We start from the raw sequence: 22,697 nt of genomic DNA on the forward strand, positions 1-22,697 counted from the left end.
GGAGACGCAAGTCCGGACCTCCTCGCCTCCTCCGGTAGCAACCCTCTCAGCGTAGTGACGCCCGTCCCCGCGCCCAGGCGGACCGAGAGGTGAACGGCTCCCGGACCGGGGGTGAGCCGACGGTGACGTACGTCGGGCCGGCCCGACGTGCGTCGGACCGGCCCGTCATCGGAGTGCTGGATCAGCGCACCGGCGTGTCAGTGCCCTGCCAGACGTTGCTGTCGTCCCACCGGCTGGCGTCGGCGAGGTTGCCGACGGCGCCGTAGCGGTAGTTGGGACCGAACTGGTTCCTGCTGTACCGCGCACTGTCGACGATGCCCTTGCCCCCGTTGATGGTGAAGTTCCCTCCGTTGAAGAGGTTGTCCTCCACCACGAGGTTGCTGATGGGGTCGTCACCGAGCAGCGAGCCGATCTGGATCGCCGCGTTCATCGGGTCGTCCGTCGCCGCCCGGTAGGCCTGGAAGTTGTTGCCCCGGATGGTGATGTTGTCACCCTTGCGGATCTGCAGGGCGTCGTGGTGGCCACCGGGCTGACGGAAGAGGTCGTGGATGTAGGTGTCCTCCACGGTGACGTTGTCCGCCTCGATCCGGATACCGTCCTCGGCGGAGTGGATGTCCGCCCCACGTAGAGTTCCGGCCCCCTTGAAGAAGACCCCGATGCCGGTGCCGTCCTGGTTGTCGATCTCGACGTTCTCGATGAGTGCCCCCGTGACGCCCTTCTCCACCTTGACGGGGTACTGGGGCGTGCCGGTCTCGATCAGCGAGTTGCGGATGGTGACGTCGTCGGCGGCGATGGTGACAGTGCCGCGGATGTGCATGCCCTCGACGACGGTGCCCGGCTCCGTGATGGTCAGGCCGCCGGAGTCCGTGAGCCTGACGCCGTCGGGAACACCGGTCGTCTCCGCGGTCGGGAACCCGTCGCGGCCGGACTCGGGCCCCGGCGCGGGCTCCGGCAGCACCGACTCACCGAGCTGGCCGGCGTTGAGCTCGTACGGCACGCCGTCGACCGTGCTGTCGACGACGACGGCGGGCGACTTCTCCGAGGACATGAAGTCGTGGCGGCATCCCTCGATAGCGACGCCTTCGGCGTAGTAATTGCCGAACGTGATGCCGTTCGTCTTCTTCGGGTTCTCGCAGTTCACGGTCGAGTGGAGGATCTGTGCGTTCTCGACGTCCGAGTCGACGCGGATGCTGTGGTTGCCGCCGTAGGTGACCCGCGTGTTCATGATGGTCACGTCGTCGGCCTTGATGTGAATGTTGCCGTGGACGTCGAGTCCGTCGATGACGGTGCCGTCCTCGGTGATCGTCAGGCTTCCGGAAGGTGTCAGGGTGGTTCCATCGGGGACTCCGGCCGTCACGGCGGCGGCGGGGGCTGCGACGGTGATCGCTCCCCCGAGCGCGACGGCGACGGCCGCGAGTATGTGTGTGGCTCGCATGGGTACTCTTTTCATTTGGGAGGGAGGCGTGCCTGAGCACGCCTGTATGGGGATCCCGCCCGGTCCCCCGTGAACGCCCCCACTGTAACCAGATCGTTACATGCCAAATCGGCCCAAAGTCCCAAAACCGGGACAGATGGGCTCAAATCGCCTGGTCAGCGAATAGCCGTCGAGCAATTAGTGAGAATCGTCACACCCTTCCGAGAGTGAATTCTCGGGTGCTTTCTGCTCGTTGGACGCGCCGTGACATCGCCGCCATGAGGTCCGCCGCGGTGAGCTCCCCGGGCAGTCTGCGGACCGCCAGTCCGCGCCGGTCCAGCTCGCGCGCGATGAGCTCCTGGTGGTCGTCCACGTGCTCGCCCTCGCTCCGCCGTCGCGGCAGCACCACGGGGGTGCGACCGGCGTCCAGCGCCGTGAGGCACGAGCCGATCCCGGCGTGCGCGACGACGAGGTCGGCGTCGGCGATCGCCCTGCGCAGCTCTGCCGCGGGGACGTCCGCCCGGCCGTCGAGCGGCAGGCCCGAGCAGTCGGTGACGCCCACCTGCCAGAGCACCTCGGCGTCCGGCGCCAGGACCTCGGGCAGCGCGCGGAGCACGGCCTCCACCGCCCGGCGGAACCCGTAACGGCGCATCGTCCCGAGGGTGACCACCACCCGGTGCGCTGCCCCGGAGGGCGAGGCGGGCACGGCGGGCACGGCCTCGTACCCGTCGAACAGGGAGCCGCGGAACTGCCAGCGATCGCCCGCCCACGCGGGGTACTGGCTGTAGGTGCTGGTTCCAGGCACCCGTGAGACGAGCCGGCCGGTGAGGCTGGGGCCGTCCGCGCGCGCGGCACTCTCGACGTAGTGGGTCTGCAGCCCCAGCGCGCGGGCCACCGGGAGGAAGGCGAGCGCGATGCCCGAGCCGGTGCTCACCACCACGTCGTAGCGGCCCGAGCGCAGGATCTGGCGGGCGCCCACCATCGCCCTCGCGACCTGCCCGTACCCGCGTGGCGGGATGTAGGGCACGTGGTGGACCACCTGCCCGGCGAGGAGCGAGCGGGACTGCGCCTCGTCGAAGGTCGCCCACTCGACCTCGTCGAAGGGTGGTCGGAAGCGCTCGTGGAGACGCCACAGCTGCTCGAGGTGACCTCCGGTGGAGGCCACGAGCAGCGCGCGCCTGCGGCGCGGGGCGCCCGCGCGTGCGGACGCTGCGGTGATGGATCTGACGGAGCTCACGTGGGCCCTCCCCGACGGAAGCAGCGGCCGGCCGGGACACGCACCTGCCGGCCGACGGATGCATTGATCAGCCCACCACCTCCCCGACCCCGGCGACCCCGCACGCCCGGGTGATCGGGAGCCGAATCGGAGCTCGCCGGGGGGTGAGACCCGCTCAGTCGTCCAGCAGCGACAGCTCGCGGGCACGCTCCAGGGCGTGCGCCCGGTCCGAGACACCGAGCTTGCGGTAGATCCGCCGCACGTGGGTCTTCACGGTCGACTCCGACAGGTAGAGCCGTCGTCCGATGTGCGCGAGCGGCACGCCGGCGCGCAGCTCACGGAGCACCCGCATCTCGGCGACGCTCAGCTGCCCCGCCCGCAGCGGCTCGGGGAAGACCGTGTCGGTGCCCGCGAGCGGAGGCTGGTCGAGGAGCTCGCGGGCCCAGGACCCCGCGGGCGCGATGGCCTCGAGGTCGGCCCGCGGCACCGTGATGAACGGGCTGAGCACACCGGTGTCCGCGGCGATGCTCACGGCGTTCGCCAGGTGGTCGACGGCGGCCTCGCGCTGTCCAGAGCGCCACGCCGCGCACGCGTGCAGGAGGAGCAGCTCCAGGCCCACGCGCGGCCTGGTCCCGGCGTGCGACGCGGCCTGCTCCGTCAACCGCAGTGCCTCCGCGTACGCGCCGACGTAGAAGGCGTGGCGCGCGCGCGAGGCGAGCGACCACGAGTCACCCCCGTGCGTGCCGACCAGCAGCGCCCCCGCACGGTCGATCCGGCCCTCGGCGAGCGCGAGGTCGACCTGCAGGGCCCCGACGGAGGCCCGGACGACCTCCTCCTGCTCCCCCTCGTGGTCACCCGTCCGCCGCTGGAGCTCGGCCCGGACGCGTTCGAGCCGTCCGAAGAGGATGTCCGCGAACGCCGCCGCCACACGGCTGAGTGCCGCGAGCGGCGCGAGGCCGTGCTCCAGACCCGCCTGCGGCGGCTCCGGCCAGGGGGTCTCCTCCATGCGCAGGCCTCGCACCAGGGCGAGCGTCAGCGGCTCCGCGACCTCCTCCAGGCGCGACGGCGGGACCGGGAAGCGGGCGGCGTGCTCGGTCCACATCTCGGCCACCCGGATGTGACCGAGGAGCGCCATCGCGAGCGCGGTCGCGCTCGCCGCCTCCCGCGCAGCCGGGGCGTCGCCGAGCCGCTCGGCCTCCTGGCAGGCGAGCGCGAAGCCGTACACCGCACCGACGCCGTCGTTGTCGTAGAGCAGGGACAGCGCCCACTGGGTGAGCAGCTCTGGCACGGCACGCTCGACGTGCGGGGCGTGCTGGCCGTGCTCGCCGCTCGTGAGCGTGCTGTCGAGTCGGCCGAGGAGGATGTCCTCGGCCCCGAACGTCGGTGTGCCGTCGAAGCGCAGCGCGAGGCGTTGCGTCGTCGTCATCGACCCGACCGGGATGCGGGCCCTCGGCGTGAGCAGCCCACCGCGCAGCGCTGCCTCCGCCTGGACCGCCACGGCCCGGTCGAGCACGTAGTCACGGGCGACCACGAGACGAGGGCTCGAGGCGACGAGCTCCCGGGGCATGGCCTGCACCGCCGCGGTGACCTGGCCGGTGTGCCGCCGCAGCAGCTGAGCCCAGTTCTCCTCGAGGATCGCGAGCACGAGCGGCCACGACTCGGCCCGCATCGCGTACCGCAGCGCCTCCTCCGGGCGCTGCTGTCGGCGCCGACGCCGGCTCACCCGCTCGTTGAGCTCCCGGTAGCGCTCCGGGTCCTCGGTGCGTAGGTTCTCCACGATCGCCGTGCGCAGCCCGTCCGGGTACACGGCGTACCCGTTCGCGCGGACCATCGTGAAGGAGCTCGCCATGACGAGCTCGGCGGCGGCCCGCTGCTCCGGGTCGTCGAAGAGCACCGGCAGGTCGTCGCGCTGGACCGGACCGGGGACCGCCAGCGCCCTGACGATCGGACCCCACTTCTGCTGCTCCGGGTCGGCGAGGATGAGGGAGACGTACCGCGCCGCCCCGGTCGGCTCGGTGACCAGCCGCCCGTCGGGTCCGCGCCGCGTGTCCAGCAGCGCCGCCCGGACCAGCGCCGGCCAGCCCGCGTAGTCCGCGACCAGCCGGGCCAGCTCCTCCTCCTCCGCGCTCAGGCCCAGGCGCGTGGCGAGGAGCCTGGCCTCCGCGGTCGTGAGCAGGAGCTCGGGCACCCCGAGCACCGTCGTGTCCACGGTCGCCGGCCCGATGCTGACGATCGGGGTGTCCACCCGGGTGAGGACGACGAGGTGGACGAGCTCGTGGGCCTGGGCGAGCTCGACGAGCTCGGCGTCGACCGCGTGGTCGGTGAGGTTGTGCAGGCCGTCGACGACGACGACGAGCCGTCGGCCCAGCTGCCGCAGGACCTGGTCGACCGCCCCCCGGTCGGGGGCGACCGTCGGCTCAGTGAGGCCCACGGACACGAGCGAGGCGTGCATCGCGGCCCACAGCTCGGCGGGCGTCGTGTGCTCGGGCAGCGTGAGCCACAGCGCGGTGCGGTCGTCGAGCGCGCCGCTGCGCAGCCAGTAGGCGACGGTGCTCGTCTTGCCGAACCCGCGCGGGGCGCGCAGGACGACGAGCGGCGGCAGGTGACGCACGACCTCCTGGGCGGCAGGCGTCGGGCAGAAGATGCTCGGGACTCGTGGCAGGCCACTATGACGGCTCCCCCGGTCCGGCACGGGTCAGCTCCGTCCTCTGACGAGGCCTCGGCTGAGGACGAGCGCCTCGTCGCGGCTCGAGGCGCCGAGCTTGCGGTAGACGTGCCGCAGGTGGGTCTTGGCGGTGTTCACCGACATCCCCAGGGCCGCCGCGACCCCGGCGGGACCGGGGCAGTCCTGGAGGGCGGCGAGGACCTGCAGCTCACGGGCGCTGAGCTCGGTCGGCCCGGGCACGGCGGCGGCCACCGGGCGCTGGAGCGAGGCCTCGGCCGTGGACGGCAGCGGACGCAGCGCGAGCAGCTCGGGGTCGTGGCCCGCGAGCGCGGCGAAGACCTCCGGAGCCATGAGTGCGAACGGTCGGCGCTGCCCGGTCTCGTACGCCACCCGGACCGCGCGTCCGAACCGTCGCCGCGCCGCCGTGGTCTGCCCGAGCCGGTAGAGCGAGCCCGCGATGACGAGCTCGCTGGAGACCCGGCTGCGGGCGGTCATCCGCGCGTCCGCCAGGCCGCGCGAGGCGGCATCGATCGCCTCCTGGTCCCGGCCCTGGGCCTGGAGGAGGTAGGCGCGCGTCGCGCTCGAGACGAAGGAGTCGGTGAGCCGCTCGAAGACCTGCTCCGCGACGTCGACCATTCCCCCGGCCACGAGCAGCTCGACGAGCTGGGTGGCGATCGTCGACTCGGCGATCCCGCCGGGCTCGAGGTGCCGCATCGCTGCGCGCAGCTGGCCCACGATGCGGGCCTGGTCCTCCGGGCTGCCGTACACCGAGGCGTACAGGCCGCGGATGATGATGCCCAGTGCCCACAGCTCATCACGCCGGACCGGCTCGAGCATGGCGCCGACGGCGTCCTCGGCGTCCGGACGCATCGCGTCCACGCTGGCCATCGCCCGCATGATCCGCGCGCTGACCCGGACGAGCACACTGACGTCGTCGTCGTCCCCACCGGCGACGACGTCGGCCAGCTCCGGGTCATCGAGGAGGGCGAGCGCGAGGTCGGCCTCCCCGTGGATCGCCTTCGCGGTGAGCATGCCGCCGATCCCCATGAGCCGGGCGGTGCGGTCGTCGTGCGCCAGGCCGTGGTCACGCACCCGCTCGAAGGCGTACGCAGCCGCCTCGTTCTCGCCTGCGAAGACCGCCGCGAGGCCCGACTGGACCAGGACGAGCACCTCGTCGGTGGTCTCCTCCATCTCACGCCAGCGCTGCTGCACGGCGGCGTCGACGAAGTGCGCACCGGTCGGCTTCCACTCACTCGCGCGCAGCCCGGCCCCGCCCGCCATGCGCGGCAGGTGACGGCGCACCACCTGGAGCCGGGGCTCGGACTCGAGCAGGTCGCGGGGGAACTCCAGGGCGACCTCGATGAGGCGCTCGGGGTGCCCGGTGACGAGGCCGGCCCACTCCTCCTCGATGATCCGTAGCGCCGTGTCCCACTCCCTGGCCCGCACGGCGTGCCCGAGCACGCCGACGGGGCCCTCCTCCTCGGCGGCGAGGGCCATGAGCGCGATGTGGACCTCCCGCTCGAGCTCGGGGTGGCGCTCGACGCCGACCCGGCGCAGGGCCTCGCGGACGGCCGGCGGGTAGGAGTAGCGCAGCCCGTTGACGGTGTCCCGCTCCCGCAGCAGCCCGCTGAGGCGCAGGTTGCGCAGCTCGCGGATGCCGGTGCCGTCCGGGACGATCGCGCGGGCGGCGGAGGCGGAGAACTCGTCGGGCACCGAGGTGCGCAGGAGGAACTCACGCAGGGCCGCCGAGCGGACGTCGGCGAGGAGCGTGTCGATGTACCCGTCGACCGTCTCCGCGTCGACCCGCACCTCGTGCCCGCCGACGGCGGCGGCCGCGACGCACGCCCGGACGGCGGCCGGCCAGCCACCGAGCTCGACGACCACCTGGTCGGCCTGGTCCTGGGTGATCGCGACCCTGTGCCGCTCGGCGAGCGCGATGACGTCGTCGGGGTGCATGGCGAGGTCGGCGGGGCGCACGACGGTGATGTCGACCGACAGCGCCCCGGTGGTCTCCAGGGAGCGCAGGGCCCGGGTCGCGACGACGAGCTCGAGCGCGGGACTGGTGCGCACGAGCTCGAGGAGGTCGTCGTCGATCTCCGCGCGTCCGTCGAGCAGCCCGGCCTCGTGGTAGTTGTCCAGGACGATGCGCAGCGTGTCCTCGCGGCCGCTCACGGACCGGAGGACGGCCGACTGCTCGGCGCCCCCGCGCGCGACGTCACCGACGCCGTCCTGCGCGGCGAGCCCTGCCCGCACGAGCGCGTCGCGCACGGTGCACCAGAAGCCGCTCGGCAGCCGCGCCTCGGCGTCGAGCGGGACGTAGAGCGTCTCGACGTCGTCGGTCTGGCGCGAGAGCCACTCCACGAGCGCGGTCGTCTTCCCGTACCCGCGCGGACCACGCAGGACCGTCAGCGGGGCACGGGACTCGAGTGCGGCGAGGACCCGCGGCGCGACGTGCGCCGTCCGGCTGGCACGCGGAAGCGGACCCCGCACCCGCCGCCCGCCACCCATGTCCTTATCATGACAGAGGGGTGAACCGTACGTTTCGACTTTCGAGCTCAGCGGCCCCACCGTCGGGCGCCGTGAGCACCCACAGGCCCTCCTCGAGCACCGCGACAGTGTGCTCCCAGTGCGCCGATCGCGCGCCGTCGGCCGTGACGACGGTCCAGTCGTCCGCCAGGATCCGGGTCTCGATGGCGCCTCGGGTGATCATCGGCTCGATGGCCAGGCACATGCCCGGCCGCAGCCGCGGCCCGCGGCGGGCAGTGCGGTAGTTGAGCACGTCGGGCGGCTGGTGCATCGCCGAGCCGATCCCGTGGCCCACGTAGTCCTCGATGACGGCGAGCGGGGCGTGGCCGGCAGCCTCGTGCGCGGCCACCGCGTCCTCGACCGCCTCACCGACGACGTCGATGCGGGTCGCGCCGTCGAGCGCGGCGATCGCGTCCCACATGGCCCTGCGGGTCGTCTCGCTCAGCGCGAGGTCCTCGGGGTCCGCCTCGCCCAGCACCATGGTGAAGGCCGCGTCCCCGTGCCAGCCGTCGACGACGGCGCCGCAGTCGAAGGAGACGACGTCACCGTCGGCGAGCACGCGGCTGCCCGGGATGCCGTGGACGACCTCCTCGTTGACGGAGATGCACACGTGCGCCGGGTAGCCGTGGTAGCCGAGGAAGTTCGACCGGGCGCCGGCCCGCTCGAGGACACCGCGTGCGACGTCGTCGAGGTCGGCCGTGCTCACGCCGGGGGCTGCCGCCTCGCGCAGCGCCGCGTGGATGTCCGCGACGACGAGGCCGGCCCGCCGCATGACCCGGACCTGGTCCGGGGTCTTGTACTCGATGCGCTCGCGCATCAGCCCGCGTGGAGCGCGCCGAGCAGACGCTCGGTGACCTCCTCGACGGCGCCGATCCCGTCGACGCGCGCGAGGATGCCGCGCTCGGCGTAGTGGTCGGCGAGCGGGGCGGTCTGGTCGTGGTAGACCTCGAGCCGGCGGCGGATGACCACGTCCGTGTCGTCCGCGCGGTTCTGCTCGGCCGCCCGGCCGAGGAGGCGCTGGACGACGACCTCGTCGTCGGCGGTGAGCTCGATGACGGCATCCAGGGCGAGGCCGTTCGCGGCGAGCATGTCGTCGAGCTCACGCACCTGGTCCAGCGTGCGCGGGTAGCCGTCGAGGAGGAACCCCTCGGCGGCGTCCTCGCGAGCCAGCCGGTCGCGGACCATCGCGTTGGTGATCTCGTCCGGGACGTACTCCCCCGCGTCCATGTACCGCTGCGCGCGGCGGCCGAGCTCGGTGCGCTCGGCGACGTTGCTGCGGAAGATGTCGCCGGTGGAGATCGCCGGGATGCCGAGCTCGGCGCTCAGGCGGGCGGCCTGGGTGCCCTTGCCCGCTCCGGGCGGGCCGAGGAGGACGAGGCGGCGGCTCATCGCAGGAACCCTTCGTAGTGACGCTGCTGGAGCTGGGAGTCGATCTCCTTGACGGTCTGCAGACCGACGCCCACGACGATGAGGATCGACGTGCCGCCGAGCGCGAAGCCGACGGTGTCGGGCAGGTTGAGCGCGGCGAACACGATGACCGGGAAGATCGCGATGAGCGCGAGGTACAACGCGCCGGCCGTCGTGATGCGGGAGATGACGTACTGGAGGTACTCGGCCGTCGGGCGGCCCGCGCGGATGCCGGGGATGAACCCGCCGTAGCGCTTCATGTTGTCCGCGACGTCGTCGGGGTTGAACGTGATCGACGTGTAGAAGAACGCGAAGAACAGGACGAGGAAGAAGTAGATCACCATGTACAGCGGCGCCGACGGCGAGAGCAGGTTGAGGGAGATCCACTGGACCCAGCCCTCGGTCTGGTCGCCGAACTGGGCGAACAGGCCCGGCAGCGCGAGAAGCGACGACGCGAAGATCACCGGGATGACGCCGGCCATGTTGATCTTGATCGGGATGTAGGTGCTCGACCCGCCGTACATGCGCCGTCCGACCATGCGCTTGGCGTACTGGACCGGCACGCGGCGCTGGGACTGCTCGACGAAGACGACGAGCAGCGTGATGACGAGCAGCAGCGCGACGACGATCGTCACGTTGGCGATGCCGTTGGCGGCACCACCCACGGACCACAGCGCCGACGGGAAGCCGGCCGCGATCGAGGTGAAGATGAGCAGCGACATGCCGTTGCCGACGCCGCGCTCGGTGATGAGCTCGCCGAGCCACATGATGAAGCCGGTGCCGGCGGTCATCGTGATGATCATGAGGATGATCGTCATCACCGAGTCGTTCGGGATGAGCGGCACGGGGCAGCCGGGGATGAGGTTGCCGCTGCGGGCCATCGTGATCATCGTCGTCGACTGCAGGATGGCGAGGAAGATCGTCAGGTAGCGCGTGTACTGGGTGAGCTTGGCCTGGCCGGCCTGGCCCTCCTTCTGCAGCGCCTCGAACCGCGGGATGACCACGCGGAGCAGCTGCACGATGATGCTCGCGGTGATGTAGGGCATGATGCCCAGCGCGAAGATCGAGAGCTGGAGCAGGGCTCCACCCGAGAACAGGTTGACGAGGCCGAGCAGGTCGTTGGTGCTGCCTGCGGCGTCGAGACACTGCTGCACGTTCGGGTAGGACACCCCGGGGGTGGGGACGACGGACCCGAGGCGGAAGATCGCCATGATCCCCAGCGTGAAGAGCAGCTTGCGCCGCAGGTCCGGCGTACGGAACGCCTGGGCGAATGCGCTGAGCAATCTTCCTCCTGGAATGCATCGTCACGTCATGGGGCTACCTTGCCCCCGAACGGCGGTCTGGGCCGCCACGTACTGTACCCGCTCACGCCCCTGCGAACGTAACGACGCCCAGGGACGAGAACGGGCGGCCCGGAACTCCGGACCGCCCGTTTCCGTGCGACGGCTCAGCCCTGGGTCAGGGACCCGCCTGCCGCCTCGATCTTCTCCTTCGCCGACGCCGACCAGGCGTCGACGACGACATCGAGCTTGACGCTGATCTCGCCGCTGCCCAGCACCTTGACGGGCTGGTTGGCGCGCACGGCGCCCTTGGCGACGAGGTCCTCGGCGTTCACCGCACCACCCTCGGGGTAGAGGGCGGCGAGACGGTCGAGGTTGACGACCTGGTACTCGACGCGGAAGGGGTTCTTGAACCCGCGGAGCTTGGGCAGCCGCATGTGCAGCGGCATCTGCCCGCCCTCGAACCCGGCCTTGACCTGGTAGCGGGCCTTGGTGCCCTTGGTACCGCGACCCGCGGTCTTGCCACGCTTGCCGCCCTCACCACGACCCACACGGATCTTGGCGCTCTTGGCACCCGGGGCGGGACGCAGGTGGTGCACCTTGAGGGTGCGGGGCTGCGCGGGGGTCTGCTTGGACTCTGCCATGTCAGTCCACCTCCTCGACGGTGACCAGGTGAGCCACGGTCGTGATCATGCCGCGGACCTCGGGACGGTCCTCACGCACGACGCTACGGCCGATACGACCCAGGCCGAGCGTGCGCAGCGTCTGGCGCTGGTTCTCCTTGCCGCCGATGGCGGACTTGGTCTGCGTGACCTTGATCTGAGCCATCAGGCACCGACCTTCCCGGCCTCGGCCTGCTTCTCCTCGCGGACCTTGTCCTCACCCTCCGCACGGCGGCGGAGCATGACGGCGGGGGCGACGCGCTCGAGCGGGAGGCCGCGGCGGGCCGCGACGGACTCGGGCTGCTCGAGGTTGCGCAGCGCCTGCACGGTGGCGTGGACGATGTTGATCGCGTTCTCGGACCCGAGCGACTTGCTCAGCACGTCGTGGATGCCGGCGCAGTCGAGGACGGCGCGGACCGGACCACCGGCGATGACACCGGTACCCGGGGCGGCGGGGCGCAGGAAGACCACGCCGGCCGCAGCCTCGCCGGTGACGGCGTGCGGGATCGTCTTCTGGATGCGGGGGACGCGGAAGAAGTTCTTCTTCGCCTCCTCGACACCCTTCGCGATGGCGGCCGGCACCTCCTTCGCCTTGCCGTAGCCAACGCCGACCGTGCCGTCACCGTCGCCGACGACGACCAGGGCGGTGAAGCTGAAGCGACGACCACCCTTGACGACCTTCGACACGCGGTTGATGGTCACGACGCGCTCGATGAACTCGTTCCTCGGCTCGGCGCCGCGACGGCCGCCCTCGTTCCGGCGGCCGCCGGAACGCTCGCGCTCGCCGCCGGTGCCGGTACCGGTACCGGAACCGGTCCTGCTTCGCTGCGGTGCAGCCATCAGATGTTCCTTTGCTCTCGTACGTTCACGCGGGTCACAGGGCGAGCCCGCCCTCGCGCGCACCTTCGGCGACGGCCGCGACACGACCGTGGTACTTGTTCCCGGCGCGGTCGAACACGGCGACCTCGATGCCGGCAGCCTTGGCCCGCTCGGCCAGGAGCTCACCGACGCGGCGTGCCTTGGCGACCTTCTCGTCGCTGGACGCACGCAGGTCGGCCTCGAGGGTCGAGGCGGAGGCAATCGTCGTACCGGTGGTGTCGTCCACGAGCTGCGCGACCATGTGGCGCGCCGAACGGGTGACGACGAGCCGCGGACGCGCCGCGGTGCCGGAGATGTGCTTGCGGACACGCATGTGACGGCGCGTCCGAGCGGCGTTCTTGCCCTTCGCCCTCTTGACGGTGACAGCCATCACTTACCTGCCTTTCCGGCCTTGCGGCGGACCTGCTCGCCGGCGTAGCGCACACCCTTGCCCTTGTAGGGCTCGGGCTTGCGGATCTTGCGGATGTTCGCGGCGACCTCGCCGACCTGCTGCTTGTCGATCCCGGAGACCGTGAGCTTGGTCGGGGCGTCGACGGTGACCGTGATGCCCTCCGGCGGGTTGATGACCACCGGGTGGGAGAAGCCGAGCGCGAGCTCGACCGAGCTGCCCTTGGCGACGGCGCGGTAACCCGTGCCGACGATCTCGAGCTTGCGCTCGTAGCCCTGCGTCACACCCGTGACGAGGTTGGAGATGAGCGTGCGGGTGAGGCCGTGCAGCGACCGCGACTCGCGCTCGTCGTTCGGCCGACTCACCAGGATCGCGCCATCGTCGTCGCGAACGACCGTGATGGGCTCGGGGACCGTGTGGGACAGGGTGCCCTTGGGACCCTTGACCGTCACGAGACGCCCCTCGATGGTGACGTCGACGCCTGCAGGAACCGGGACCGGGACCTTTCCGATGCGGGACATAGTGTCTACTCCTTCCCGATCACCAGACGTAGGCGAGGACTTCCCCGCCAACGCCCTTGGTCTGAGCCTCGCGGTCCGTGAGGAGTCCGGAGGAGGTGGACAGGATGGCCACACCGAGGCCGCCGAGAACGCGCGGCAGGTTGGTCGACTTGGCGTACACGCGCAGTCCCGGCTTGGAGACGCGGCGCACGCCGGCGAGCGAACGCTCGCGCTGCGGGCCGAACTTCAGCTGCAGGGTGAGGTTCTTGCCCACGGGCGCGTCCTCGACCTCCCAGCCGGCGATGTAACCCTCGGTCTTGAGGATCTCGGCGATGTTCGCCTTGAGCTTGGAGTACGGCATGGTCACCGACTCGTGGTACGCCGAGTTGGCGTTACGCAGACGCGTGAGCATGTCTGCGATCGGGTCTGTCATTGTCATCGGGGCCTTGGCCCTTCCTCGTCGTGGTTTCCGGTCGCCGGACCTACGACGTAGTCGTTTACCAGCTGCTCTTCGTGATGCCCGGGAGCTGGCCCGCAAGGGCCATCTCGCGCAGGCAGATGCGGCACAGGCCGAACTTGCGGTAGACCGAGTGCGGCCGGCCGCACCGCTGGCACCGGGTGTAGGCGCGCACCGCGAACTTGGGCTTGCGGTTCGCCTTCTGGATCAGGGCGGTCTTCGCCACGTCAGTTCTCCTTGAACGGGAAGCCGAGGTGCTTGAGCAGCGAGCGGGCCTCGTCATCGGTCTTGGCCGTGGTGACGACCGTGATGTCCATGCCGCGCACGCGGTCGATCTTGTCCTGGTCGATCTCGTGGAACATCGACTGCTCGTTGAGACCGAAGGTGTAGTTGCCGTTCCCGTCGAACTGCTTGGGCGAGAGCCCACGGAAGTCGCGGATACGGGGCAGGGCGATCGACAGCAGGCGGTCGAGGAACTCCCACATGCGGTCGCCGCGCAGCGTGACGTGGGCGCCGATCGGCTGACCCTCACGGAGCTTGAACTGGGCGATCGACTTGCGGGCCTTCGTCACCTGCGGCTTCTGGCCGGTGATGAGGCCGAGGTCGCGAATGGCGCCCTCGATGAGCTTGGAGTCGCGAGCCGCGTCCCCGACACCCATGTTGACGACGACCTTGGTCAGCGTCGGGACCTCGTTGATGTTCCCGTGCTGGAACTCCTCGCGCAGGGCGCTACGGATCTCCTCGCGGTAACGGAGCTTGAGCCGCGGGCTCGTGGTTGCGGTGGTGGTCTCAGTCATCTCAGATGTCCTTACCGGAGCGCTTGGCCACGCGGACACGCTGCGTGCGCTCCACGCCGTCGCGCTCGACCGTCTCGGTGCGAATCCCGACCCGGGTGCCCTTCTTGGTCTCCGGGTCGACGACCATGACGTTGCTGACGTGGATCGGGGCCTCGATCGTCTCGATGCCACCGGTGCGCGCGCCCCGGCCGGACTGGCCGACCTTGGTGTGGCGCTTCATGCGCTGGACACCCTCGACGACGACGCGCGAGCGCTCGACGTCGACCTCGAGCACACGGCCCTGCTTGCCCTTGTCACGGCCTGCGATGACGACCACGAGGTCGCCCTTCTTGATCCGTGCCATGTCAGATCACCTCCGGAGCGAGGGAGACGATGCGCATGAACTTCTTGTCGCGCAGCTCGCGGCCCACGGGGCCGAAGATGCGGGTTCCGCGCGGCTCGCCGTCGGCCTTGAGGATGACGGCGGCGTTCTCGTCGAAGCGGATGTAGGACCCGTCCGGGCGGCGACGCTGCTTCGTGGTGCGCACGACGACCGCCTTGACGACATCGCCCTTCTTCACGTTGCCGCCGGGGATGGCGTCCTTGACGGTGGCGACGATGACGTCACCGATACCGGCGTAGCGCCGGCCGGAGCCTCCGAGCACACGGACGCAGAGGATCTCCTTCGCGCCGGTGTTGTCGGCGACCTTGAGTCGCGACTCCTGCTGGATCACTGGTTTCTCCTTGTCGACCTGGTTCTCGCGTGCTGCGCGAGCCTTGGTGAACTAGTTCTCTTCACAGCTCGGTCCGGCTGCCGCCGGGCTGCCTGTCTGTTCCACCTGGCCGGGCGGGCCCGGCCAGGTGGGTCGGCGGGTTACTTCGCCTTCTCGACGATCTCGAGGAGACGCCAGCGCTTGGTCGCGCTCAGCGGCCGGGTCTCCATGATGCGAACGAGGTCGCCGACGCCGGCCGAGTTGGTCTCGTCGTGCGCCTTGACCTTGCTGGTGCGGCGGATGACCTTGCCGTACAGCGGGTGCTTGACGCGGTCCTCGACCTCGACGACGACGGTCTTGTCCATCTTGTCGGACACGACGTAGCCACGGCGAACCTTGCGGTCGTTGCGCTCAGTGGTGGTCTCTGCGGTGTTCTCGCTCATATCGATCACTTCTCGCTGCTGGGCGCGGTGCGGATGCCGAGCTCGCGCTCGTGCACGATGGTGTAGATGCGGGCGATGTCACGCCGCACAGCCTTGAGCCGACCGTGGTCCTCCAGCTGTCCGGTTGCCGAGGAGAAACGGAGCTTGAACAGCTCCTCCTTGGCCTCGGCAAGCTTCTCGGCCAGGGTCTCGTCGGTCATCTCGTCCAGGTCGACCGGGGTCATGCCCTTCGAACCGATAGCCATCAGCCTTCACCACCCTCACGGCGCACAAAACGGGTCTTCATCGGGAGCTTGTGCTGCGCGCGAGACAGTGCCTCGCGGGCGAGCTCCTCGGGGACGCCGGCCAGCTCGAAGAGCACACGGCCGGGCTTGACGTTGGCCACCCACCACTCGGGCGAACCCTTACCGGAACCCATGCGGGTCTCGGCCGGCTTCTTGGTGAGCGGGCGGTCCGGGAAGACGTTGATCCACACCTTGCCGCCACGCTTGATGTGACGGGTCATGGCGATACGGGCGGCCTCGATCTGCCGGTTGGTGACGTAGGCCGGCTCGAGAGCCTGGATGCCGTAGTCACCGAAGGCGATCTCGGTGCCACCCTTGGAGACGCCGGAGCGCTTGGGGTGGTGCTGCTTGCGGAACTTGGTCCGCCGGGGGATGAGCATCTCGCTCAGGCCTCCGTTCCTGACTCGGCGGGGGCGGCGTCCTGCGGAGCGGACGCGCCCTCGGTCTGCTCGGACCGGGGACCGCGACCCTCGGGACGACGGCCACGCGGCCGGTCACCGGCGGCGGCACGGCCACGGCCACGGGGAGCGGCGTCGGCCTGCTCGCGAGCGAACTCGCGCTCGGTCTGGTCGCCCTTGTAGATCCACACCTTGACGCCGATGCGGCCGAAGGTGGTGCGGGCCTCGAAGAAGCCGTAGTCGATGTTCGCGCGGAGGGTGTGCAGCGGCACGCGGCCCTCGCGGTAGAACTCCGAGCGGGACATCTCGGCGCCGCCGAGACGGCCGGAGCACTGGACCCGGATGCCCTTGGCGCCGGCGCGCTGGGCGGACTGCATGCCCTTGCGCATCGCACGGCGGAAGGACACGCGGCTCGCGAGCTGCTCGGCGATGCCCTGGGCGACGAGCTGAGCGTCGATCTCGGGGTTCTTGACCTCGAGGATGTTCAGCTGCACCTGCTTGCCCGTGAGCTTCTCCAGCTCGCCGCGCAGGCGGTCGGCCTCGGCGCCGCGGCGACCGATGACGATGCCCGGACGCGCGGTGTGCAGGTCGACGCGGACCCGGTCACGGGTGCGCTCGATGTCGACCTTGGAGATGCCGGCCCGCTCGAGGCCGGAGGCCATGAGCTTGCGGATGGCGACGTCCTCGCGGACGTAGTCCCGGTAGCGCTGACCAGGCTTGGTGCTGTCAGCGAACCACCGGGAACGGTGGTCCGTGGTGATGCCGAGCCGGAACCCGGTCGGGTTGACCTTCTGACCCACTAGCGGGTCCTCCCCTTCGTTCCAGCGGCGGAAGAGCTCGCGCCGTCGTTGTCGTCGCCCACGTAGACCGTGATGTGGCTGGTCCGCTTGAGGATGCGGCTCGCGCTGCCCTTGGCACGCGGCCGGAAACGCTTGAGCGTCGGACCCTCGTCCACGTAAGCAGCGCTGATGACGAGAGCGTTCTCGTCGAACGCCTCGCCGGCCTGGTCAGCCTTGACGCGCGCGTTGGCGATCGCGCTCTCCACGACCTTACGCACCGTCTCGGCAACCGCCTGGGGGGCGAACTGCAGCACCGTCACGGCCTCGGTGGCGCGCTGTCCACGGATGGTGTCCACGACGCGCCGAGCCTTGAGGGGCGTGACGCGCACATATCGCGCCTGCGCCTTGGCTTCCATCATTCCTGCCTTACTTGTCGGATGTTCGGGTTGCTGGGTTGCCTGTCGCCTCAGCGGCGACGGGCCTTGCGGTCGTCCTTGTCGTGCCCGCGGTAGGTGCGGGTCGGGGCGAACTCCCCCAGCTTGTGGCCGACCATCGACTCGGTGACGAAGACCGGGACGTGCTTGCGGCCGTCGTGGACCGCGAAGGTGTGGCCCAGGAAGTCGGGCGTGATGACCGACCGTCGGGACCAGGTCTTGATGACGTTCTTGGAGCCGGTCTCGTTCGCGGCGTCCACCTTCTTGAGCAGGTGGCCGTCGACGAAGGGACCCTTCTTCAGGCTGCGAGGCATCTCGTCGTACTCCTACTCTCAGCGCTTCTTGCCGGTGCGCCGGCGGCGCACGATGAGCTGGTCGCTCGGCTTGTTCGGACGGCGGGTCCGGCCCTCGACCTGACCCCAGGGGCTGACCGGGTGGCGACCACCGGAGGTCTTGCCCTCACCACCACCGTGGGGGTGGTCGACCGGGTTCATCGCGACACCACGGACGGTCGGGCGCTTGCCCTTCCAGCGCATGCGGCCGGCCTTGCCCCAGTTGATGTTGGACTGCTCGGCGTTGCCGACCTCGCCGATGGTGGCGCGGCAGCGGGAGTCGACCATGCGGATCTCGCCCGAGGGCATACGCAGCGTGGCCATCGTGCCCTCGCGGGCGACGAGCTGGACCGAGGCACCCGCGGAGCGGGCGATCTTGGCGCCGCCGCCCGGCTTGAGCTCGATCGCGTGGATGACCGTGCCGACGGGGATGTTGCGCAGCGGCAGGTTGTTGCCCGGCTTGATGTCGGCCCCGGGGCCGTTCTCGATGACCGCGCCCTGCGTCAGCTTGTTCGGCGCGATGATGTAGCGCTTCTCGCCGTCGGCGTAGTGCAGGAGCGCGATGCGCGCGGTGCGGTTGGGGTCGTACTCGATGTGAGCGACCTTCGCGGGGACGCCGTCCTTGTCGTGGCGACGGAAGTCGATGACGCGGTAGGCGCGCTTGTGGCCGCCACCCTTGTGACGGGTGGTGATGCGGCCGGTGCTGTTGCGCCCGCCGCTCTTGCTCAGCGGGCGGACCAGCGACTTCTCCGGCTGCGACCGGGTGATCTCGACGAAGTCGGCCACGCTCGAGCCGCGGCGGCCCGGCGACGTCGGCTTGTACTTACGGATTGCCATGGGTGTCGATCCTCAATCTCTCCAGTACGCGGCGTCAGCCGGCGACTTCACCGAAGATGTCGATGGTGCCCTCGCGCAGCGTCACGATGGCGCGCTTGGTGTCCTTGCGCTTGCCGAGGCCGGTACGGGTCCGCCGGGTCTTGCCCTTGCGGTTGGCCGTGTTCACCGAGCTGACCTTGACTCCGAAGATCGCCTCGACGGCGTTCTTGATCTCGGTCTTGTTCGAGCGCGGGTCGACGAGGAAGGTGTACTTCCCCTCGTCGATAAGGCTGTAGCTCTTCTCCGAGACCACCGGGGCGACGATGACGTCCCGGGGGTTCTTGTTGTGCTCGACGCTCACTTGTCATCCTCCTCGCGCGAACCCGCACCGAGGAGCTCCTCGAGAGCGGCGGCGGTGAACACGACGTCGTCGTTGACGAGGACGTCGTAGGTGTTCAGCTGGTCGACCCAGATGAGGTGGGTGCTGGGCACGTTGCGCAGCGACTTGACCGTGAGCTCGTCGTCGCGACGGACCACGATGAGCGCGCTGCGGTCCTCGACGATGTTGCGCAGCGCGGTGAGCGCGGCGGCGGTCGAGGGGGTCTCGGCGGAGACGAGCGAGCTGACGACGTGCACGCGGCCGGCGCGGGCCCGGTCGGAGAGGGCGCCACGGAGGGCGGCAGCCTTCATCTTCTTGGGGGTGCGCTGGGTGTAGTCGCGCGGCACCGGGCCGTGGACGACGCCACCGCCGGCGTACTGCGGAGCGCGGGTCGAGCCCTGACGGGCGCGGCCGGTGCCCTTCTGGCGGTACGGCTTGCGACCACCACCGCGGACCTCGCCGCGGGTCTTGGTCTTCGCGGTGCCCTGACGCGCTGCGGCGAGCTGGGCGACGACGACCTGGTGGATCAGCGGAACGTTCGTGGGGACGTCGAAGATGGCGGCAGGCAGCTCGGCGGAGCCGGTCTTCTTGCCTGCGGCATCCAGGACATCCACGGTCTGGGTGTCAGCCATGGTCACGCCCCCTTCACGGCGGTACGGACGACCACGACGCCGTGCTTCGGGCCCGGGACCGCGCCGGTGATCAGCAGCAGGCCCTTCTCGACGTCGACGGCGTGGATCTTGAGGTTCTGGGTGGTCTGGCGCTTGTTGCCCATGCGACCGGCCATGCGCAGACCCTTGAAGACGCGACCCGGGGTCGAGGCCCCGCCGATCGAGCCGGGCTTGCGGTGGTTGCGGTGCGCACCGTGGGAGGCACCGACGCCGGAGAAGCCGTGGCGCTTCATGACGCCCGCGGTTCCCTTGCCCTTGGTGGTGCCGATGACGTCGACGACGGTGCCGGCCTCGAACGCGTCCGCACGCAGCTCCTGACCGACGGAGAACCCGTCGGCCTCAGAGGTGCGGATCTCCGCGACGTAGCGGCGCGGCGTCGTGCCCGCCTTCTCGAAGTGGCCCTTGAGGGGCTGGGTGACCTTGCGCGGGTCGATCTCGCCGAAGGCCAGCTGGACGGCGCTGTAGCCGTCGGTCTCCTCGGTACGAAGCTGGGTCACCACGTTGGTGCCGACCTGCACGACCGTGACGGGAACGAGGCGCCCTGCCTCGTCCCACACCTGGGTCATGCCGAGCTTCGTGCCGAGCAGCGCCGTGACCGGCGTGCCCGCAGCCTGCTTGGTAAAGGTAGTCATTTGCGGGAACCTCAGAGCTTGATCTCGATGTTGACGTCAGCGGGCAGGTCGAGCCGCATGAGCGAGTCAACGGCCTTCGGCGTCGGGTCGATGATGTCGATGAGGCGCTTGTGAGTGCGCATCTCGAACTGCTCGCGGCTGTCCTTGTACTTGTGCGGTGAGCGAATGACGACGAAGACGTTCTTCTCCGTCGGCAGCGGCACCGGACCCACGACCGTCGCACCAGCGCGAGTCACCGTGTCGACGATCTTGCGCGCCGAGCTGTCGATGACTTCGTGGTCGTAGGACTTGAGCCTGATGCGGATCTTCTGTCCCGCCATGGCGTCGTCTAACCTCTCTCGTACCGCTCTGTTACCGTCCCCCGCGCTCGGGCGTGTCGCCTGTGACGCTCACACCTGACCGCGGCGCATCGTCGATGCGGGGCCCTTGTACTTGCTGTGGAGCCTGGGCTCGGGGCCCGACTCGGATCTTTGCTCGGGACACTCGGTCCCAGGCAACCGGAACAGTCTGCCAGACCGACACGCCGCATGGCGAATCGAGTCCGGCGAACGCCGGTGTGTTCTTGGTCATCGGGGAAACGCGGAGCTCCCCGACGAGGTGTGCTGCGGCCGGCTGCCCGACGCGCGGGCCAGCGTGACCGCGGCCAACGACAAACTCTACCAGCCCGCGCGCCTCCTTGACGAGACGCCCTCCCGTGACCTCGCCCACCCACCCCGCCCACCCCCGCCGGCCCTCACCCGGCCCCCACAGGCCTCCCCCGCCCCACACCTACACCGCCCTCCCCCGCCCCACACCTACACCGCCCTCCCCCGCGACAGCCGACTTCCGCGCGACAGCCGACTTCCGCGCGAGAGCGGACTTCCGCGCGAGAGCCGACTTCCGCGCGAGAGCCGACTTCCGCGCGAGAGCGGACTTCCGCGCGCGAGCTGACTGCCTGCGAGGTCGCACATTCCATTCACGGGTGCACTGATGTTTCGAACGACCTCGGACGGAAAGTACGAAGCGCGCCCGCACCTCACTGAGGCCACAGCGGTACCGTGCCGGCCGGCCTGCGGTCCGTGGCCTCGTCCGGAGCACCGCTCGAGCGAAGAAGCCCGCTCACGCCCGCAGCTCCGTTGTTGCGCACGATCCAGCTCTCGCGACAAAGTCCCGCTCTCGTGCCGAAGTCGGCTGTCGCACAGAAGTCGGCTCTCGTGCAGAAGTCGGCTGTCGCACAGAAGTCGGCTCTCGCGCAGAAGTCGGCTGTCGGCGCGGGGGGTTGCCGGCGGGGGCCCCGGGGGGGGAGAGGGGAGGCGGGTGCTCGGGGGCGTGGGGGCCGGCTGGGGCTTGGGGTGTCCGGAGCCTCGGCGGGGGGCTTGGGCAGAAAGGGCGAAGGGCCCGGCGAGCGGTGCTCGCCGGGCCCTTCGGGGTGCCGGACTCACGTCCGGCGGGAGATCACTTGAGGATCTTGGTGACGCGGCCGGAGCCAACGGTGCGGCCACCCTCACGGATGGCGAAGCCGAGGCCCTCCTCCATCGCGATCGGCTGGATGAGGCTGACCGTCATCTCGGTGTTGTCGCCGGGCATGACCATCTCGGTGCCCTCGGGCAGCTGGATGACGCCGGTGACGTCCGTGGTGCGGAAGTAGAACTGCGGACGGTAGTTCGAGTAGAACGGGTTGTGACGCCCGCCCTCGTCCTTGTTGAGGATGTAGACCTGGGCCTCGAAGTCGGTGTGCGGGGTGATGGAACCCGGCTTGCACACGACCTGGCCGCGCTCGACGTCCTCGCGCTTGATGCCGCGCAGGAGCAGACCGACGTTCTCGCCGGCCTCGGCGGTGTCGAGGAGCTTGCGGAACATCTCGACGCCGGTGACGGTCGTCTTGAGGTTCTTCTCCTTGATGCCGACGATCTCGACCTCGTCGTTGACCTTGAGCGTGCCACGCTCGACACGACCGGTGACCACGGTGCCGCGGCCGGTGATCGTGAAGACGTCCTCGATGGGCATGAGGAACGGCTTGTCGACGTCACGCTCGGGGGTCGGGACGTTCTCGTCCACGGCGTCCATGAGCTCCTCGACGGCGGCGACCCACTTCGGGTCACCCTCGAGGGCCTTGAGCGCGGAGACGCGCACGACGGGGGCGTCGTCGCCGGGGAAGCCCTGGCTGGAGAGCAGGTCGCGGACCTCGACCTCGACGAGCTCGAGGATCTCCTCGTCGTCGACCATGTCGGACTTGTTCAGCGCGACGAGGACGTAGGGCACGCCGACCTGGCGGGCGAGCAGGACGTGCTCACGCGTCTGGGCCATCGGACCGTCGGTCGCGGCGACCACGAGGATCGCGCCGTCCATCTGGGCGGCACCGGTGATCATGTTCTTGATGTAGTCCGCGTGACCGGGAGCGTCGACGTGAGCGTAGTGACGCTTCTCCGTCTGGTACTCGACGTGCGAGACGTTGATCGTGATACCGCGCTGACGCTCCTCGGGAGCGTTGTCGACCTGGTCGAACGGGGTGAACTCGTTCAGGTCCGGGTACTTGTCCGCCAGCACCTTCGAGATGGCCGCGGTCAGCGTCGTCTTACCGTGGTCGACGTGACCGATCGTGCCGATGTTGACGTGCGGCTTGGTCCGCTCGAACTTGGCCTTCGCCACTTGTGTCCTCCTGGGACT

The 22,697-nt window shown here is 70.1% G+C and carries 29 protein-coding genes; all 29 read right to left on the reverse strand.

Features of this window, described 5'->3' with window-relative positions; all coding sequences use genetic code 11:
• Positions 1-181: 181 nt before the first annotated feature.
• Positions 182-1,435, reverse strand: coding sequence for a right-handed parallel beta-helix repeat-containing protein (locus FE251_RS13205; protein WP_168202741.1), 1,254 nt, complete (start codon positions 1,433-1,435; stop codon positions 182-184).
• A gap of 190 nt (positions 1,436-1,625) precedes the next feature.
• Entirely contained in the window at positions 1,626-2,651 is a 1,026-nt protein-coding gene (locus tag FE251_RS13210) for a glycosyltransferase (RefSeq protein ID WP_223147545.1), read from the reverse strand.
• Between the two features lie 154 nt (positions 2,652-2,805).
• Positions 2,806-5,241, reverse strand: a complete 2,436-nt coding sequence (locus FE251_RS16040) for a LuxR C-terminal-related transcriptional regulator (RefSeq protein WP_139949024.1) — start codon at positions 5,239-5,241, stop codon at positions 2,806-2,808.
• Positions 5,242-5,325: 84 nt separating this feature from the next.
• On the reverse strand, positions 5,326-7,803 hold the full coding sequence (locus tag FE251_RS13220) for a helix-turn-helix transcriptional regulator (RefSeq protein WP_139949025.1): 2,478 nt from the start codon (positions 7,801-7,803) through the stop codon (positions 5,326-5,328).
• Positions 7,804-7,810: 7 nt separating this feature from the next.
• Complete coding sequence (gene map, locus FE251_RS13225; RefSeq protein WP_139071827.1) at positions 7,811-8,638, reverse strand: type I methionyl aminopeptidase; 828 nt, start codon at positions 8,636-8,638, stop codon at positions 7,811-7,813.
• Positions 8,638-9,210 carry an adenylate kinase gene (locus FE251_RS13230; protein ID WP_139071828.1) on the reverse strand — a complete coding sequence of 191 codons (573 nt, stop codon included), beginning with the start codon at positions 9,208-9,210 and terminating at the stop codon, positions 8,638-8,640. The genes map and FE251_RS13230 overlap by 1 nt, the downstream gene beginning before the upstream one ends.
• Entirely contained in the window at positions 9,207-10,511 is a 1,305-nt protein-coding gene (secY, locus tag FE251_RS13235) for a preprotein translocase subunit SecY (protein WP_139071829.1), read from the reverse strand. Before secY ends, FE251_RS13230 begins: the two co-directional genes overlap by 4 nt.
• A gap of 164 nt (positions 10,512-10,675) precedes the next feature.
• Positions 10,676-11,152 (reverse strand): 50S ribosomal protein L15, encoded by a 477-nt coding sequence (gene rplO / locus FE251_RS13240; RefSeq protein WP_139071830.1) that lies wholly within the window; start codon positions 11,150-11,152, stop codon positions 10,676-10,678.
• Position 11,153: 1 nt separating this feature from the next.
• Positions 11,154-11,336 carry a 50S ribosomal protein L30 gene (rpmD, locus tag FE251_RS13245; protein ID WP_139071831.1) on the reverse strand — a complete coding sequence of 61 codons (183 nt, stop codon included), beginning with the start codon at positions 11,334-11,336 and terminating at the stop codon, positions 11,154-11,156.
• Positions 11,336-12,010, reverse strand: a complete 675-nt coding sequence (gene rpsE / locus FE251_RS13250; RefSeq protein ID WP_139949026.1) for a 30S ribosomal protein S5 — start codon at positions 12,008-12,010, stop codon at positions 11,336-11,338. Before rpsE ends, rpmD begins: the two co-directional genes overlap by 1 nt.
• Positions 12,011-12,044: 34 nt before the next feature.
• Complete coding sequence (rplR, locus tag FE251_RS13255) at positions 12,045-12,419, reverse strand: 50S ribosomal protein L18 (protein ID WP_139071832.1); 375 nt, start codon at positions 12,417-12,419, stop codon at positions 12,045-12,047.
• Entirely contained in the window at positions 12,419-12,958 is a 540-nt protein-coding gene (gene rplF, locus FE251_RS13260) for a 50S ribosomal protein L6 (protein ID WP_139071833.1), read from the reverse strand. Before rplF ends, rplR begins: the two co-directional genes overlap by 1 nt.
• 19 nt (positions 12,959-12,977) lie before the next feature.
• Positions 12,978-13,376, reverse strand: a complete 399-nt coding sequence (gene rpsH / locus FE251_RS13265) for a 30S ribosomal protein S8 (protein ID WP_139071834.1) — start codon at positions 13,374-13,376, stop codon at positions 12,978-12,980.
• 58 nt (positions 13,377-13,434) lie between these two features.
• Positions 13,435-13,620: a type Z 30S ribosomal protein S14 gene (locus FE251_RS13270; protein WP_110852541.1), complete on the reverse strand. Its 186-nt coding sequence runs from the start codon at positions 13,618-13,620 to the stop codon at positions 13,435-13,437.
• A 1-nt stretch (position 13,621) separates the two neighbouring features.
• Positions 13,622-14,191 (reverse strand): 50S ribosomal protein L5, encoded by a 570-nt coding sequence (gene rplE, locus FE251_RS13275; protein ID WP_139071835.1) that lies wholly within the window; start codon positions 14,189-14,191, stop codon positions 13,622-13,624.
• Between the two features lies 1 nt (position 14,192).
• The gene (gene rplX, locus FE251_RS13280) at positions 14,193-14,534 is read right to left on the reverse strand and encodes a 50S ribosomal protein L24 (RefSeq protein WP_139071836.1); all 342 of its coding nucleotides are present in this window, start codon (positions 14,532-14,534) and stop codon (positions 14,193-14,195) included.
• A 1-nt stretch (position 14,535) separates the two neighbouring features.
• Entirely contained in the window at positions 14,536-14,904 is a 369-nt protein-coding gene (gene rplN / locus FE251_RS13285) for a 50S ribosomal protein L14 (RefSeq protein WP_139071837.1), read from the reverse strand.
• A 140-nt stretch (positions 14,905-15,044) separates the two neighbouring features.
• Positions 15,045-15,326 (reverse strand): 30S ribosomal protein S17, encoded by a 282-nt coding sequence (gene rpsQ, locus FE251_RS13290; protein ID WP_139071838.1) that lies wholly within the window; start codon positions 15,324-15,326, stop codon positions 15,045-15,047.
• A 5-nt stretch (positions 15,327-15,331) separates the two neighbouring features.
• A complete protein-coding gene (gene rpmC / locus FE251_RS13295; protein ID WP_139071839.1) occupies positions 15,332-15,571 on the reverse strand; it encodes a 50S ribosomal protein L29 in 240 nt (79 codons plus the stop codon).
• On the reverse strand, positions 15,571-15,990 hold the full coding sequence (gene rplP / locus FE251_RS13300; protein WP_139071840.1) for a 50S ribosomal protein L16: 420 nt from the start codon (positions 15,988-15,990) through the stop codon (positions 15,571-15,573). Before rplP ends, rpmC begins: the two co-directional genes overlap by 1 nt.
• A 5-nt stretch (positions 15,991-15,995) precedes the next feature.
• On the reverse strand, positions 15,996-16,808 hold the full coding sequence (gene rpsC / locus FE251_RS13305; protein ID WP_139071841.1) for a 30S ribosomal protein S3: 813 nt from the start codon (positions 16,806-16,808) through the stop codon (positions 15,996-15,998).
• Positions 16,808-17,203 carry a 50S ribosomal protein L22 gene (gene rplV, locus FE251_RS13310; protein WP_139071842.1) on the reverse strand — a complete coding sequence of 132 codons (396 nt, stop codon included), beginning with the start codon at positions 17,201-17,203 and terminating at the stop codon, positions 16,808-16,810. The genes rpsC and rplV overlap by 1 nt, the downstream gene beginning before the upstream one ends.
• 50 nt (positions 17,204-17,253) lie before the next feature.
• Positions 17,254-17,535 (reverse strand): 30S ribosomal protein S19, encoded by a 282-nt coding sequence (gene rpsS / locus FE251_RS13315; protein ID WP_122824923.1) that lies wholly within the window; start codon positions 17,533-17,535, stop codon positions 17,254-17,256.
• Between the two features lie 18 nt (positions 17,536-17,553).
• A complete protein-coding gene (gene rplB / locus FE251_RS13320; protein ID WP_139071843.1) occupies positions 17,554-18,390 on the reverse strand; it encodes a 50S ribosomal protein L2 in 837 nt (278 codons plus the stop codon).
• A 34-nt stretch (positions 18,391-18,424) separates the two neighbouring features.
• Entirely contained in the window at positions 18,425-18,730 is a 306-nt protein-coding gene (gene rplW, locus FE251_RS13325; protein WP_139071844.1) for a 50S ribosomal protein L23, read from the reverse strand.
• Positions 18,727-19,380, reverse strand: coding sequence for a 50S ribosomal protein L4 (rplD, locus tag FE251_RS13330; RefSeq protein WP_139071845.1), 654 nt, complete (start codon positions 19,378-19,380; stop codon positions 18,727-18,729). The genes rplW and rplD overlap by 4 nt, the downstream gene beginning before the upstream one ends.
• 2 nt (positions 19,381-19,382) lie before the next feature.
• A complete protein-coding gene (gene rplC, locus FE251_RS13335) occupies positions 19,383-20,051 on the reverse strand; it encodes a 50S ribosomal protein L3 (protein ID WP_139071846.1) in 669 nt (222 codons plus the stop codon).
• 11 nt (positions 20,052-20,062) lie between these two features.
• Positions 20,063-20,371, reverse strand: coding sequence for a 30S ribosomal protein S10 (gene rpsJ, locus FE251_RS13340; RefSeq protein ID WP_110852528.1), 309 nt, complete (start codon positions 20,369-20,371; stop codon positions 20,063-20,065).
• A gap of 1,114 nt (positions 20,372-21,485) precedes the next feature.
• Positions 21,486-22,679: an elongation factor Tu gene (tuf, locus tag FE251_RS13345; protein WP_139071847.1), complete on the reverse strand. Its 1,194-nt coding sequence runs from the start codon at positions 22,677-22,679 to the stop codon at positions 21,486-21,488.
• Between the last annotated feature and the right edge of the window lie 18 nt (positions 22,680-22,697).

It is taken from the genome of Georgenia wutianyii, from assembly GCF_006349365.1.
GTDB lineage: Bacteria > Actinomycetota > Actinomycetes > Actinomycetales > Actinomycetaceae > Oceanitalea > Oceanitalea wutianyii.

Excerpts from the sequence above, each read along its gene's own strand:
- rpsQ (WP_139071838.1), bottom strand. The coding sequence starts at position 15,326 with ATGAGCGAGAACACCGCAGAGACCACCACTGAGCGCAACGACCGCAAG.
- rplP (WP_139071840.1), bottom strand. The coding sequence starts at position 15,990 with ATGCTCATCCCCCGGCGGACCAAGTTCCGCAAGCAGCACCACCCCAAG.
- FE251_RS13230 (WP_139071828.1), bottom strand. The coding sequence starts at position 9,210 with ATGAGCCGCCGCCTCGTCCTCCTCGGCCCGCCCGGAGCGGGCAAGGGC.
- rplC (WP_139071846.1), bottom strand. The coding sequence starts at position 20,051 with ATGACTACCTTTACCAAGCAGGCTGCGGGCACGCCGGTCACGGCGCTG.
- rplD (WP_139071845.1), bottom strand. The coding sequence starts at position 19,380 with ATGGCTGACACCCAGACCGTGGATGTCCTGGATGCCGCAGGCAAGAAG.
- rpmC (WP_139071839.1), bottom strand. The coding sequence starts at position 15,571 with ATGGCTATCGGTTCGAAGGGCATGACCCCGGTCGACCTGGACGAGATG.
- rplB (WP_139071843.1), bottom strand. The coding sequence starts at position 18,390 with ATGGCAATCCGTAAGTACAAGCCGACGTCGCCGGGCCGCCGCGGCTCG.
- rpsJ (WP_110852528.1), bottom strand. The coding sequence starts at position 20,371 with ATGGCGGGACAGAAGATCCGCATCAGGCTCAAGTCCTACGACCACGAA.
- rplR (WP_139071832.1), bottom strand. The coding sequence starts at position 12,419 with ATGGCTGTCACCGTCAAGAGGGCGAAGGGCAAGAACGCCGCTCGGACG.
- map (WP_139071827.1), bottom strand. The coding sequence starts at position 8,638 with ATGCGCGAGCGCATCGAGTACAAGACCCCGGACCAGGTCCGGGTCATG.
- rplO (WP_139071830.1), bottom strand. The coding sequence starts at position 11,152 with ATGGCAGAGTCCAAGCAGACCCCCGCGCAGCCCCGCACCCTCAAGGTG.
- rplE (WP_139071835.1), bottom strand. The coding sequence starts at position 14,191 with ATGACTGAGACCACCACCGCAACCACGAGCCCGCGGCTCAAGCTCCGT.
- rpmD (WP_139071831.1), bottom strand. The coding sequence starts at position 11,336 with ATGGCTCAGATCAAGGTCACGCAGACCAAGTCCGCCATCGGCGGCAAG.
- rpsE (WP_139949026.1), bottom strand. The coding sequence starts at position 12,010 with ATGGCTGCACCGCAGCGAAGCAGGACCGGTTCCGGTACCGGTACCGGC.
- rplF (WP_139071833.1), bottom strand. The coding sequence starts at position 12,958 with ATGTCCCGCATCGGAAAGGTCCCGGTCCCGGTTCCTGCAGGCGTCGAC.
- FE251_RS13205 (WP_168202741.1), bottom strand. The coding sequence starts at position 1,435 with ATGCGAGCCACACACATACTCGCGGCCGTCGCCGTCGCGCTCGGGGGA.
- rpsS (WP_122824923.1), bottom strand. The coding sequence starts at position 17,535 with ATGCCTCGCAGCCTGAAGAAGGGTCCCTTCGTCGACGGCCACCTGCTC.
- rpsH (WP_139071834.1), bottom strand. The coding sequence starts at position 13,376 with ATGACAATGACAGACCCGATCGCAGACATGCTCACGCGTCTGCGTAAC.
- rplX (WP_139071836.1), bottom strand. The coding sequence starts at position 14,534 with ATGGCACGGATCAAGAAGGGCGACCTCGTGGTCGTCATCGCAGGCCGT.
- rplV (WP_139071842.1), bottom strand. The coding sequence starts at position 17,203 with ATGGAAGCCAAGGCGCAGGCGCGATATGTGCGCGTCACGCCCCTCAAG.
- FE251_RS13220 (WP_139949025.1), bottom strand. The coding sequence starts at position 7,803 with ATGGGTGGCGGGCGGCGGGTGCGGGGTCCGCTTCCGCGTGCCAGCCGG.